Source organism: Nocardia aurantia, from assembly GCF_009604425.1.
Lineage (GTDB): Bacteria > Actinomycetota > Actinomycetes > Mycobacteriales > Mycobacteriaceae > Nocardia > Nocardia aurantia.
On record NZ_WEGI01000013.1, the window covers coordinates 258,281 to 271,849 of the forward strand.

Sequence of the window (13,569 nt, forward strand, 5' to 3'; positions counted from 1 at the left end):
TCAGGAGTCCTCGGTGGCGGCGAGGAGGGCTTCGGCGAAGGCGCGCATCTGGGTGGTGCCGCCGAACCAGGCGGAGACCAGGTCGACGGCCGCGGTGCGGGTGCGATGGGCGGCGCGGACGAAGTCGGCCAGGGAGTAGTCGCCGGATTCGACCTTCGCGGCGATGTTCTCGAGGTTGTGGCTGGCCAGCAGCAACTGCATCACCAGGTGCACGTCGACGGCGGCGGGGGTGTCGATGAGCGCATCGGAGCCGCCTGCGGGGGCGCGGCGGCGGCCGCCGGATCCGGTGCCGACGATCGGTTCGGGGCGGGTGATCGGATCCGAGGCCGACCCGGACAGGTCTTCCCGTGAGTGCTGCGGGGCCGGATCCGTGGGGATGAATTGCTCACGCGGAGTGGATATTTCGCGAGAGGTGCTCGGCGTCCGCTGGCCGAGGGGCTCCCGTTGGGCGATCGGTGAGCGCTGGGGGAGCGGTTCGTGCTGACCGACGGGTTCGCGCTGGGCAACAGGCTCGCGTTGGGCGATGGGCTCCCGTTGGGCAACTGGTTCGCGTTGGGCGATGGGTTCGCGCTGGGCGACCGGTTCGCGCTGGGCGACCGGTTCGCGCTGAGCAATGGGCTCGCGTTGGGCGATGGGCTCGCGTTGAGCGATGGGCTCGCGTTGAGCAATGGGCTCGCGCTGGGCGATGGGCTCGCGTTGAGCGATGGGCTCGCGTTGAGCGATGGGCTCGCGTTGGGCAATGGGTTCGCGCTGGGCGACCGGTTCGCGCTGGGCGACGGATTCGCGGCGGGCCACCGCCTCGGCCTGGGTTGCGGACTCGCGGTGGGCCGCTGCCTCGCGTTGGGCCAGTGGTTTGCGTTCGGCGAGCGGCTCGCGCTGAGCCAGGGAGTCGCGTTGCGCGGAGGGGGCACGCTGCGGCAGGGAGTCCCGCTGCGCCAAGGGATCTCGCTGGATGAGCGGTTGCCGCTTGGGCAGTGGATCCGGCGGGGCGAGCGGGTCGCGCGTGACACCCGGATTGTGCAGGGCCGCGGGCTGCCCGTGGGCGGGCGGCTCGGACGAGTGCCGCGGGTTGTCCGCCGGCGAGATACGGTGCCGCAGTTCGGGTTGCGGTGGCGCGGGCGCGATTGCCGGCTGGGCCGAAAACGGTTGCGCGGCAGACAGGTCCAACGGTGCTCCGGGCGGGAAACCGTTGGGTTGCGCGGCGGTCGAGTCGAGCGGGGCACCGGGTGCGAAGCTGTTGTGTTGCGAGGCAGGTGCGTTCAGCGATGTGCCGAAAGGGAAGCCGTTGTGTTGCGCCGCAGATGAATCCAGCGGTGAGCCTGCGGTGAAGCCGTTGTGTTGCGCCGCAGGTGAATCGAGCGGTGAGCCTGCGGTGAAGCCGTTGTATCGCGCGGCAGGTGAATCCGGCGGCGAGCCGGGGCCGAAACCGTTGTGGTGCCCGGCGGTCGAGTCCAGTGGCGTGAAACCGTTGTGTTGCGCGGGTTCGATTGCGGTGCTGTCGGATTGAGCCGCCGCTGCCGCGAGCTCGGCCTTGGCGCGTTCGGTGATCGATTCCAGCATCGCCATCACGGACGCGCTGTGCTGGCCGGAGCTGTCGGAGCTGTCACCCGAAGCGGAAGGCGCCGCGGTGCCGGTGGTTCCGGAGGCACCTTGGCTTCCGGACATGACCGGGGTGCTCGACAAGCGCTGCGCTCCAGACATTCCGGAAGCGCCCTGGGTGGCGGATGATGACATACCGGAGAGCCCGGGTGCACCCGGCGCGGCGGACGGGCCGGCGGTGCCGAACGGCGGGGGCGAGCCCGGGGTACCGAACGACTCGGACGAAGAGCCCGGGATACCGAAAGATTCGGCAGGCGAACTCGACGTACCGAACGAGTTGCCCCGCCCGCTCGACATCCCGTTCGAGACCGGGGTGCCGGACAGCCCGTCGGGAGTGGCAGGCGTACTCCCCGTGGCGGGTGTGCTCGGCCCGATGGGCACGCTGGAGGCCAGATTCCACTCGATGCCGGATTCGGGCCTTCCCCACTGCACGCCGTCGGTGCGGCCGAGGGCGGTGCGGCCCGTGGTGTATGCGGAGCCGTTGGCCGTGCCCTGCGGATCGGAACCCGTGAGCCCGTTGGTCGATCCCGAGTTCGAGTCACCGGCCGAGTTGGTCAGACGGTATCCCGCCGGTCGGCCGCGTTGCGGTTCGGCGAAACTTGCGAAATCGGCGTCCGTCATAGCCGCCATTCTTACTTGCCCGGCCGATTATGGCGACCAGACGGCCACACGCTGCGGCGATCCGCGAATCGGCTCGCCGATCACGACTGCGGCTCCGACCGGCTCGCCGTCGCGGTGCGCAGGGACAGCGCAGGACGGCATCACAATCGCGGCGCCGGAAGCCAGCGGCCCGTACGCGGTTTGCCCATGGCCGCCGCCGCTGCCGCCTCCATCCGGCGTGCCACCACACCCGGCTCGTCGAGATCGTCCCAGGTCCAGCGGGCCACCGACCAGCCGAGAGCACGCAGCCGTGCCTCGCGCTGCCGGGCGGCGGCCGTGGCCCCGACGGGCGAGCCGCCGGTCGCATAACCCGGTGGGTCACCGTCGAATTCGCCGACGACGCCCATCTTCGGGAAGAGGAAGTCGGCCCGCGCGACGAATCCGGCTGCGGGCGACAGGATGCGCGCTTGCAACTCCGGCGCCGGAAATCCCGCCTGCCGCAACGCGACCCGGCTCCGCGATGCACCGATGCTCTCGCTGCGCCGGTCCAGGAACCGCACCACGGCCGCGGCATTGCGATGACCGGGCCGGTTGTCCAGTCGGTGCAGCTGATCGTGCAACCGGGCTCTGCTCGTGCCACCGCCCCGCAACGCCCCGTCGCCGCACACCACGGACTGTTCGAACGGTTCGGTGCGGGCCAGGTCGACGAGGGTACGTGCCACCGTGGTGCACCGGATACCGTCCACGACCGTGATCTCCTCCGGCTCGAGCAGCGCGGAGTGCACCAGGAGATGGGCGCCGCGCCGGCCGCCGTTGCGCCGGTTACGGGTGAGGTGAACGCGATCCAGCCGCAGCCGCCAGACCGGCAGGCCGTGCAGCACCGCCGCGGAAACATGGCTGACCACAGCGGAATCGGAGGTCGTGACGACGGTGGCCCGGATCAGCAGCCGATGGCGCTGCGCCGGTGACACCGCGGTGGGCGGAACGGCCAGATAATGCCCGGGCCGCAGCCGATGCCACAGACCGTGGCGGCACAGCCGGTGCAGATCGGTATCCGACAGACCGGCGGCGAGGGCGTCACGCCGGGAAATTGATTGCGGGGTGGCCATATGCCGATCATGGCCACCCCGCGATCCGGGTTACAGCCCCCCGGTCACGACTGTGGACAACTCCGGGGGTGTGAGCAAAACAATCAGCAGTTCCGCGGCGCCGGCACGCCGTTCATCCGGGCCGACACCCAATCGATCGCCAGCGGCATACCCACCACCGCGGTGGTCATGTGCTCCGGAATCGGGATCGGATCGACCTGTAGCCGCACCCCGGCGTCGCAATACCGTCGATCGGTGTGGTCGATCGCGTCCACCGGCAGTAGCGGATCTCCGGGCGAATGCCATTCGAAGATCGGCATGGTCGGGATGCCGTCGAAGTACTCGAGGCTGTTCTCCTCCAGCACGGCGCGTGCATCGGGACTGTCGATCAGAGCCGTGCTGGCCGCGTATTCCATCACGGAGTGGCCGGCACCGGTGGCGATGATGTCGTTGGTGCAGCTGTTGGCCATCCGGTTACCGACCGCCAGGCCGTCGGCATTCATGTTCTCGCTGATCGGCAACCGGTCCGGATATTCCCGTTCCATCCCGATCGCGGCGGCCATCGCCAGTCCGAACGCCGGATGCGAGTCGGCGCCCAGCGCGGTCACCATGGTCACGAGATTCATCGGCACCCCACCGTAGGCGGCCCCGGCGATGTCCAGATCGGGTGCGTAGGTGGGTTGTAGTGCCGCCGCCCAGGCCGTCGCCATGCCGCCGCCGGAATAGCCGGCCATCGCGACCCGGCTGCGGCCCAGGCCGAGTGCGGCCACCTGCTTCACGGCGCGGATACCGTCGAGCGTGATCTGCCCGCCTAGCCGCGCCGCGCCGTAGGCGAGTTGCGGGCCGAGATGGTCGGGCAGCGCCACGCTCCAGCCCTGCAACAGCACCCCGTTCAACGCGGGCGCTTCCCGGATGACCAGGTTGGGGTCGTTGCTGTAGAGCTCGTGCGAGACCGCGCATTCCGCGCCGAGCGCGTTGATGATGTGCTGATAGGACAGCAGCGGCCCGTCCACCGGATGGTTGAACGGGGTCACCACCGTCGTGGTCGCCGCGATCGGTTCGCCGCGCGAATTGGTGGAGCGGAACTTCACCAGATTGACTGTGCTGCCGGGAAAAGTGGCCAGCGGGGGCAGCGCCCGCACGTCCAGGACGTCACCGAGCTGGCGATCCTCCAGATCGGCCGGGGCGGAATAGAAGGGATCCGGATCCGGGGCGTGGAACAGCGGCGAGGCTCCGGCGGTGGCGGTCATCGCCAGCCCGACGGCCGTGCCGCCGAGCGCCGCCAGCACGCGGCGCATCCCGCGCCGAGTGCTCCGGGACCGGGAAGGTAGAGCGGGTTCTGCCTGACGGTTCATCCATGACCTCCACGCGAGTGAAGCAGAATGTGAACTCCGGGCAGTCCGCATTCAAGTAGCAACCGCGAGGTTTTCCGTGCGACACGCCGCTCTGGTGTCCGGAAACTCCGTAAAAACTAGCTGGACACGCCGCAAACAGCCGACACGCCGAGGGTATTCATCGGCGTGTCCATGTTCGCGGATGGCGTTTCAGATCCTCGTAACGTGAATATAGCAAATATTTAGCAACACTGACTCACCCGAGATGTGTCATCCCGGCCGCGACGACCCGGGAGATGCCGAGCATCTCGTCGGCCGTGGGCAGGCTGAGTCCGTCGAGGGTGTGCAGCCGATCGGTGGTGGCGACGGCGAGCATCGCCGAGACCCACGCGGCCGCGCATGCCCGCAGGGTGCCGGGCTGCACCGGCCCGGGCGCGCTGGCCTGCAACACCCGCGCGGTGACGTCGAGCAGCTGATCGCGCATGCGGCGCAACTGCTTCCGGACGTCGGGGTGGGTGTCGGCCTCGCGCCACATGATGACCCGCAGCACCGAGGAATGGTGATCGCGCAGATTCAGCGCGGCGTCCAGGTTCACCAGGCTGGTGGCCGGATCGCCCGGGCTGATCACGGAATTGATGTCGGCGAGCGGATGCGGCGGAACCCGCTCGGCCATCAGCGCCGACAGGATCGAATCCTTCGTCGGGAAGTAGTAGAAGACCAGGCCTTTCGGCACGCCGGCGGCCCCGGCGATCGCCGCCGTCGCCGTCGCGTCGAATCCGTGTGCGGCGAACAGGTTTTCGGCGGCGTCGAGAATGAGCTGACGGGCGTCGCCGTCAACCTTGCGGCTGCGGCGACGCCCCGCTCGGTCGGGCTTCGGCACATGCATCAAAGGGCAGTATGCCGTCGCGCCGTGACCTGCGGAAGAGCTGCGACCGCAACGACCACGGTCAGCACGCCCACGATCCATGCGGTCCACGAAGCGCCGTTGAACGCATGGAAGTTCATCACCCAGGGGGAGATGAACAGCAGCACGCCGAGCAGGCCCATCGCGTAGTCCGCCCCCGCCTGGGCCGGGTTCGCGAGTTGGGCCAGACCCGTCAGGGCGATCAGGACACCCAGGACGATGAGGGTCCACAATGCCCGGTTGTTGTGGTCTACCCAGATCGGTGACAGCGCGGTGAAGACGCCGAGCACGACGGCTACGAAGTCCTGCGCGCGACTCTCGGTGAACATCCAGTACCTCCTCGAGGATGGCGAATGATGCCTCCTTCGGTATAACTCTGATTGACCGCCCGATCAATAGTTCCGGCGGGAAAGATTATGCACCGATGTCGGATATGGTGGGCGTCACGGAGAGAACGCCACTCTCTTTGGATTAAAGTGAGGTTTCATGCAGCGTGCGATCGTGATCGTCGGAGCGGGGCTGGCCGGCCTTCGCGTCGCCGAAGAACTGCGACGGGCCGGGTTCACCGGCGAAGTGGTACTGGTCGGCGACGAGGATCGGCTGCCCTATGATCGGCCTCCGCTGTCCAAGCAGTTCGTCCGCGGTGAGGTCGACGACACCACCTTCAAACCGGCCGAATTCTTCGCCGAACAGGACATCCGGCTGCGCCTCGGCGTCACCGCCACCGCCCTGGACTCGGCCGCCCGCCGGTTGACCCTGTCCGACGGCGAGGTCCTGGGCTACGACGATCTGATCATCGCCACCGGTCTGCGGCCCCGGTTGATCCTCGGCCTGGCCGAGGGGCCGATTCCGGGCGTGCACGTGCTGCGCAAGTACGACGACGCGGCCCGCCTGCGCGCCGCGATCCCGGCCGCCACCCGCGCGCTGATCGTCGGCGCCGGCTTCATCGGCTGCGAACTGACCGCGAGCTTCCGCGCCGCCGGCCTGGACGTGGTCCTGGTGGAACCCCAGCCCGAACCGCTGGCCGCCGCCCTGGGCGAGCAGGTGGGCGCGCTCGTGGCGCGGATGCACCGCGCCGAGGGCGTCGATGTGCGCGCGGGTGTGGGCGTCACGGAACTGATCACCGAGGGTGGCGCCGTGCGCGGCGCCCGGCTCTCCGACGGCGAGACCGTCGACGCGGATCTGGTGGTGGTCGGCGTCGGCTCCGTGCCGGCGACCGATTGGCTCACGGATTCCGGTGTGCCGCTTGCGGATCCGCGTTCCGGTGGCGGCGTGCTCGCCGACGCCGTTGGCCGCTCCACGACCGAGGGCGTCTGGGCGCTCGGCGATGTCGCGGCGTGGCAGCACGATGGTGGCCCGCACCGCCGCATCGAGCACTGGACCAACGCCGGCGAACAGGCCCGGCTGCTGGCCGCGGCGTTGCTCGGCGGCGAGGTTCCGGCCGGGCCGCGGGTGCCCTACGTGTGGAGCGACCAGTACGACGTCAAGATCCAGGTGCTGGGCAGCACCCGTGGCGCCGACGAGGTCCGGATCATCGAGGACGACGGCCGCAAATTCCTGGCGCACTATTTCGTCGACGGTGTCCTCACCGCGGTGGTCGGCGCCGGCCGTCCCGCTCAGGTGATGAAGACACGGGCCCAGCTGGTGGAGAACGCGAAGGCCGCCGTCCCCGTGCGCTGAACCGTCACACCGGGGCGATAGGCTCGCGGGGTGATCGTCTCGCTCATCGACTCGGGGCTGGGATTGCTCTCCACGGGAGCGTGGCTGCGGCGGCTACGGCCGGAACTCGACCTGCTGTTGCAGTTGGATCCGGACGGCGCGCCCTGGGGCCCCAAGCCGGAGCAGTGGGTCACCGACCGGGTGCTGGAGGCCACCCGCCGCGCGCTGCGACTCGGCGCGGAGGTGATCGTGCTGCCGTGCAACACGGCCAGCGTGACCGCGCTGGAACACGTGCGCGCCGAGGTCGGCCCGCACGTGCCGGTGATCGGCACCGTCCCGGCCATCAAGCCCGCCGCCGCCGCGTGCCGGACGGTCGCGGTCTGGGCGACCGCCGCGACCACGGCCAGCCGGTATCAGGCCGACCTGATCGCCCGCTTCGCCGGTGATGCCGAGGTGGTCGGCGTCGCCTGCCACGGTCTCGCCGACGCCATCGACCGTGGCGATCTGCCCGCCGTCGAGGACGCGATCGTCCGGGCCGTCGCGCAGACCCCGGCCGGCACCGAGGGTATCGTGCTCGGCTGCACCCACTACCCGCTGGTGACGGCCGCGATCCTCGCGGCGCTGCCGCCGGGCGTACGCCTGTTCGACAGTGCGGAAGCCGTTGCGGCGCAAACCATCCGGCGCATCGACGCACTCGGCCGCCCGGCCGGCGGCACCGGCGCGGTGACCGTCTTCAACAGCGGCCGCCCGGGTACGCTGCCCGACAGCGCGGCGGCCTTCGAACCGGGCCGGGCACTCGGTGCCCGCGCGGGGACCGTGGTCGGCGGCGTGCGGTCGCCGACCACGTAACCGCGGTTCATCGGCGCTGTGACCAGGAGCGTTCAACGACGCTGTGACCGTGGGCGTTCAACGACGCCGTGACCGGCCGCGGCATCCCGTTGGTCAGAACTGGATTTTCAGGTGATCGGTGACCGGGTGCGCCTGGCAGCCGAGGATGTATCCGGCCTCGATATCCTCGGGGTCCAGGATTTCGCAGCTGTCCATCTCCACCTTGCCCGACACGACAGTGCAGGCGCACGAACCACATTCGCCTTCCTGACAGGAATACGGCACGTCGATTCCCTTGGACAGCATGAGGTCCACCAGGGTTTGCCGGCGCGGCCAGCGCAGATTGTGCACCTGCCCGTCGAGTTCCACCTCTACGGTCGCCGCGTCGGCCGCTTCCTCGTCGCTGACCTCGACCGGTGAATCGGTCGAGAACGGGTCGCCCGACAGCGAATTGAACACCTCGGCGTGGGTTCGGTTGCGCGGCAAGCCCAATTGCGCGAGCGCGTCGTGCACGCCGTCCATGAACGGTTTCGGCCCGCACATGTAGGCGCGATGATCGGCGTACGGGGCGGCCAGCCGGGCCAGGGCTTCCGCGTTCGGCAGCCCTTGCAGGGTTTCCAGCCAGTGCACGATCGTCAGGCGCTGTGGGTGTTTCGCCGCCAATTCCCGCAATTCGCCGGCGAAGATCACCGATTCCGGGTCGCGGTTGGCGTAGACGAGCACCACGCGGCCGTTGCCGCGATCGAGCGCGGATTTCAGGATCGAGATCACCGGCGTGATACCGCTGCCGGCGGCGAACAACAGCAGATTCTCGTCGAAATCCTTGACGGTGAAGGTGCCCGAGGGCGGCAGCACCTCGAGCGTGTCGCCCGCTCTCAGGTTGTCGCACACCCAATTCGAGGCATATCCGCCGGCGGTCCGCTTGACGGTCACCTTCGGCCGATCGTCGGTGTGCGGCGAACTCGCCAGTGAATAGCAGCGCGCCACCGATCCGGTCAGTTCGCTGGGAATGCGCAGGGTGAGGAACTGCCCGCACTGGTAGGCGAACCGCTCCCGCAGTTCCTCGGGCACCTCGAAGACCACCGAGCAGGCGTCGGCGGTCTCGGGGATCACCGCGGAGATCCGCAGCACGGCCGAGCGCGAGCTGTGCGGTACGTCGACGGTCGTCATGGTGTCCTCTCGGGGCGGGCCGGTGCGCGGCGACAGGTAAAAACTAGAACCTGTTCTATTTTGATGATACGTGGCCGTCGCGCTGCCGGACAAGCTGGGCCTCCAGACCGGCCACCAGCACGTCCATCCCGAAGTCGTAGGTGTACTTGCCGCGCAGGTCACCGATGTGCCGCATGGCCCGTTCGACCGGATCGGGCAGGGTGACCCCGGCGGTGGAGCGATCACGCGGGTTCACCCGGGCGCGGCCGAACAGATAGGTGTGCACGGTCGCGTACGCGGACAGCACGTTCCGGTCGTCGAATCCGGCGTCGAACAGGATTTCCATCACCGCGGCGATGAGATCCAGCTGTTTGCCCAACATCTGGTCGAGCAGCACATCGCCGAGGCCCGGATGTTTGCGCAATTTCTCGTCGATCTGATCGATGAGTTCGCGCAGCCGCTGCTGCCAAGGGCCGGAATCCGGCGCGGGCCGGCGAACTCCGGAGAGCGCCGCGGTGACCACGAGATCGAGCAGTTCGCGTTTGTCGGCGACATAGTAATACGGCGCCATCGGCGAAACCCCGAGTTCCCGGGACAACCGGCGCATGGACAACTTCTCGACACCGTCGGCACGCACCACTCGCAGTGCGGCCTCGACGATCTCGGATTCGGACAGCGTATTACCGCCCCCGCTGGTCTGCATATGTCCCGCTCCCATGCCACCTCTGATGTGCGGCCGGGTCCGATCGGCCCGGTCGCCGACAAACGACCACTGTTCACCCGGCTGTTTCCCCCGAAGTCTAGAGCGTGGGTATTTCCCGCGGGCCGGTGTGGTACGGCCCACGGCCGTAGGGGGCCTGCCCGGCATGTCGCGAGCGTTGCCGAGGTGGGGGCGCGAATTCGTGGTGGCTTTCGATCGTGCGCACTCCGAACGGCAATCAGCGCTTAGCATCTCCGGAATGCGCCATGATCGACTGCCCGACGGGTTCGGGGTACGCATCGATCCCCGGGTGCGCGCCTACTCCGGCGGCCGGTTTCTCGTCGGTGGTTCGCCGACGCGATTGCTGCGCCTGGCGCCGGAGGCGGCGGCCCTCATCGGCGATGGATATCTCGAGGTCACCGACACCGAATCCGCCGTGGTCGCCAGAAGACTGCTCGATTCCGGTGTGGGCAATCCCCGCCCGCGATTGCTGCCCGCCCTGGACGACGTGACCGTGGTCGTGCCGCTGCACAACGACGGCGCCGGTCTGCATCGGCTGCTCGCGACGCTGCGGGGGCACAGCGTGGTGGTCGTCGACGACGGATCGGACCGTCCGGTGCGCATTCCGGACAGCCGCGGCCGCTGCCGGGTGACGGTGTTGCGGCACGATCGCCGCAAGGGCGCTGCCGCCGCCCGGAATGCCGGATTGCGCGCGGCCACCACCGAATTCGTGGCTTTCCTGGATTCGGACATGGTGCCGCGCGCGGGCTGGCTCGAGGTGATGCTCGGGCATTTCAGCGATCCGCAGGTGGCGTTGGTCGCGCCGCGGATCGTCCCGCGCGAGCCCGACGCCGGCGTGCTCGGCCGGTACGACCGCACCCGGTTCTCCCTGGACCACGGCCGCCGCGAGGCCGCGGTGACCCCGGACGGCGCGGTCCCGTACGTGCCGGGCGCGGCGCTGCTGGTGCGCCGGCGCGCACTGCTGGCCGAGGGCGGTTTCGACGAGGCGATGCGCTCGGCCGCCGACGTCGACCTGTGCTGGCGGCTGGAACGTTCCGGCTGGCGGCTGCGCTACGAACCGGCGGCGCAGGTATCCGGCGACCATCCGGTCTCTCTGCGGGAATGGTTGCGGCGCAAGGTTTCCCAGGGCGCCGGGGTGGCGCCACTGGCGCGCCGGCACGGCGGGATGGTGGCGCCGCTGGCGGTGCCGCTGTGGCTGGTGGTGGCCACGGCGCTGCTGGCCAGTCTGTCCCGCTGGGGCCTGATCGGCGGGGTGATCACGGTGGTCACGGCGCTGATCCGGCTACGCCGGGCGTTCGCCGAACTGGACAATCCGACGCGGGTCGCCGCCATCCAGACCGCTCGCGGCTGCGGGGCCGGGCTCTGGCGTCTGGTTTCGGCGTCGTGCCGGCATTATTGGCCGATCACCGCGCTGGCGATGGTGTTCTCCCGGCGGATCCGCCGCACGGCCGTGACGCTGGCGGTGGCCGACGGACTGGCCGACTGGTTCACTCATCGCGATGTCGGCGGCCTGGACCCGGTGCGGTATCTGGCCTGTAAGCGGCTCGACGATCTGGCCTACGGCACCGGATTGTGGTGGGGGGCGGTCCGCGCCCGGAAGGTTTCGGCGCTACGCTCGGCCGCGCCGCCGCTGTAGCCGCTGTGACCTGGCGAACAAACGCGGCACTTCGGGGGTGCCCGGTTTCGCTTCGCCGGTACAGTGCAGGGGGGAGAAAAGGCAAATGGTCAGCAATCCAATCGGCGGCGAGGCCGAGCACGAGCAACACGGGGCCGAGCCGCGATCCCAGCTCGGTGCGCTGGAAACCTATGCAGCACAAGCCCACGGCTACCTCGCCCTCGGCGGCGATCGGCTCAATCAACTGGCCGGCCTGCTCCGGCCGGTGATCCTCGAATCCTGGTTGCGCAGCGTGCGCGGCGGCGTCGATCCGCTGGACGATCTGGACGGTCGCGGGTTGCGCGGCGGCGATCTGCAGCGGTACCGCGACGGTCATCCGATCACCACGGTGATGCCGCTGATCGGCAAACTGTTGTTGCAGGACATCGCCCGGATCGGGTTGATCGTCGTGGTGGCGGACCAGTTCGGCCGGGTGCTGTCGGTGCACGGCACGCCGGATCGGGTGGCCGCGGCGGGCGAGACCGGCTTGCGCGAGGGCGACGACCTCAGCGAGCGCCGGGTCGGGACCAACGCGGTCGGCCTGGTGGTGCGCACCGGCCGGCCGGTGTGGGTGCACGGACCGGAGCACTTCCTGCAGCGGATGCATCAGCTCACCGGCGCCGCCGCGCCCGTGCACGATCCGGACGGCCGGCTGGTCGGGGTGCTGATGATCGCGGGCGGTTCGCGGGTGGCCCGCCCCGAGATCCTGGCCCTGGTGAAGGCGGCCGCGATCGCCGCGGAACTGGACCTGGCACTGACCGCGAGCCGAGCCGAGCCGCATCGCGGCAACAGCCGCGAGCCGCGCGGCGGCGCGGCGCTCGCGGAGCGGGCGCCGACCAGGATCGGCCTCGATGTGCTCGGATTGGGCCAGCCGCAACTGATCTCGGACGGCGACCGAATGCCGGTGTCGCAACGGCAGGCCGAGATCCTGCTGCTGCTGGCCGAGCACGCGGAGGGCCTGTCGGCCGATCATCTGGCCCTGCTGCTCGACGACACCGATCTGGACAACGCCACCATCCGCGCCGCGATGTCGCGGCTGCGGGCGGTGGTCGGCCCGCACGTGTTCGAGTCCCGGCCGTACCGGCTGCGGGTGCATCTGGTCACCGATGTGGAGGCGCTGCGCGCGGCGCTCGATTCCGGCGATGTGGACGCCGCGGTCCGGCTGTACACCGGACCGGTGCTGCCGCGCTCGACCGCGCCGGGGGTCGTGGACATCCGCGACGAGCTGCGGGTCCGGCTGCGTACGGCGGTGTTGCGCTCCGGCGACGCGGCGGTGCTCAGCCGTTGGACCGCCGGCGCCGAGGGCCGCGACGACACCCCGGCGTGGGTGGCCTACCGGGCGGCCGTGGACCGCGATTCACCGCTGTATGCCCAGATCGAGGCCAAGATCCGGGTGCTCGACCGGCGCCTCGGCGCGGATGCAACGCAGATGCAACGTTTCGGCTCCTAGGCTTCGCGACCGTACCGTGCGACGGCCCGATCCGGGCCGCGCGTCTGATCGCATGCACGTCGTGGTGGAACCACAAAACATTCTGGACAATTGACCGAGTCCGATTTGAATGAAAACCTCCCGTTTTATTTCTGCAGGGCCTAGTCTTCGCTGTGCGTGGAGGCGGGTACGTCCCGGACCCACGCGATGCAGGAACCACGGGCCGGGTCAGGAACTCCGCCGGCCACCACGTTGGAGGACGATCACAGGGCTGATACCGCTTTCCGCAGGAGCTGGTTGAGCCACCGCGCCGGCTGCACCGGTCCGCACCACATCGGTGACCACGGGTCACCGAGTTCGTATACCCACGATCAGTTTCGCCGCGTATCCACTTGTCCCGGATCGGGTTCCGGGGTGGATGCACGCGAGTGGAGCCGAAGCGTATGAGGTAGTGCGTCCGCTGCTGCCGGTGCCCGTCACAGGTACCGGGGCCTTATTCGTGCTGCCTGAAATCGATTCGGCGACAGTCGATTTCGCCATCGAGGAGGCACCGGTGCAGGATTCGGAGTTGGGTGGGATCACGGCCGGGGGGCCGGGCGACGGC

The 13,569-nt window shown here is 69.4% G+C and carries 11 protein-coding genes; 4 read left to right on the plus strand and 7 right to left on the minus strand.

Translation table 11 applies throughout. The annotated features are described in order from the left end of the window. The 5 genes from NRB56_RS29525 to NRB56_RS29545 all read right to left on the minus strand — a co-directional run bounded on the left by NRB56_RS29525 (window position 1) and on the right by NRB56_RS29545 (window position 5,854). Window positions 1-2,220: a hypothetical protein gene (locus NRB56_RS29525; protein ID WP_153347559.1), complete on the minus strand. Its 2,220-nt coding sequence runs from the start codon at window positions 2,218-2,220 to the stop codon at window positions 1-3. 140 nt (window positions 2,221-2,360) lie between these two features. Then, window positions 2,361-3,308: a type IV toxin-antitoxin system AbiEi family antitoxin domain-containing protein gene (locus NRB56_RS29530; protein ID WP_153347560.1), complete on the minus strand. Its 948-nt coding sequence runs from the start codon at window positions 3,306-3,308 to the stop codon at window positions 2,361-2,363. An 83-nt stretch (window positions 3,309-3,391) separates the two neighbouring features. Next, the gene (locus tag NRB56_RS29535) at window positions 3,392-4,585 is read right to left on the minus strand and encodes a lipase family protein (protein WP_153347561.1); all 1,194 of its coding nucleotides are present in this window, start codon (window positions 4,583-4,585) and stop codon (window positions 3,392-3,394) included. Window positions 4,586-4,877: 292 nt separating this feature from the next. Continuing rightward, entirely contained in the window at window positions 4,878-5,507 is a 630-nt protein-coding gene (locus tag NRB56_RS29540) for a TetR/AcrR family transcriptional regulator (protein ID WP_153347562.1), read from the minus strand. Then, on the minus strand, window positions 5,507-5,854 hold the full coding sequence (locus NRB56_RS29545) for an SPW repeat domain-containing protein (protein WP_153347563.1): 348 nt from the start codon (window positions 5,852-5,854) through the stop codon (window positions 5,507-5,509). The genes NRB56_RS29540 and NRB56_RS29545 overlap by 1 nt, the downstream gene beginning before the upstream one ends. A 157-nt stretch (window positions 5,855-6,011) precedes the next feature. On the opposite strand from NRB56_RS29545, the gene NRB56_RS29550 reads away from it, so the two are divergent. Together NRB56_RS29550 and NRB56_RS29555 are read left to right on the plus strand one after the other, a co-directional pair. After that, window positions 6,012-7,205 (plus strand): NAD(P)/FAD-dependent oxidoreductase, encoded by a 1,194-nt coding sequence (locus NRB56_RS29550; RefSeq protein ID WP_153347564.1) that lies wholly within the window; start codon window positions 6,012-6,014, stop codon window positions 7,203-7,205. Window positions 7,206-7,235: 30 nt separating this feature from the next. Next, a complete protein-coding gene (locus NRB56_RS29555; protein ID WP_319943724.1) occupies window positions 7,236-8,033 on the plus strand; it encodes a glutamate racemase in 798 nt (265 codons plus the stop codon). Window positions 8,034-8,126: 93 nt separating this feature from the next. On the opposite strand, the gene NRB56_RS29560 is transcribed toward NRB56_RS29555, so the two are convergent. Both NRB56_RS29560 and mftR2 read right to left on the minus strand, forming a co-directional pair. Then, a complete protein-coding gene (locus NRB56_RS29560; protein WP_153347664.1) occupies window positions 8,127-9,182 on the minus strand; it encodes a ferredoxin--NADP reductase in 1,056 nt (351 codons plus the stop codon). A 55-nt stretch (window positions 9,183-9,237) separates the two neighbouring features. Beyond that, window positions 9,238-9,879 carry a mycofactocin system transcriptional regulator MftR2 gene (gene mftR2 / locus NRB56_RS29565; protein ID WP_227838432.1) on the minus strand — a complete coding sequence of 214 codons (642 nt, stop codon included), beginning with the start codon at window positions 9,877-9,879 and terminating at the stop codon, window positions 9,238-9,240. A gap of 241 nt (window positions 9,880-10,120) precedes the next feature. On the opposite strand from mftR2, the gene mftF reads away from it, so the two are divergent. Further along, complete coding sequence (gene mftF / locus NRB56_RS29570) at window positions 10,121-11,518, plus strand: mycofactocin biosynthesis glycosyltransferase MftF (protein ID WP_153347565.1); 1,398 nt, start codon at window positions 10,121-10,123, stop codon at window positions 11,516-11,518. An 85-nt stretch (window positions 11,519-11,603) separates the two neighbouring features. Continuing rightward, window positions 11,604-12,986 (plus strand): GAF domain-containing protein, encoded by a 1,383-nt coding sequence (locus tag NRB56_RS29575; protein ID WP_153347566.1) that lies wholly within the window; start codon window positions 11,604-11,606, stop codon window positions 12,984-12,986. Window positions 12,987-13,569: the final 583 nt, after the last annotated feature.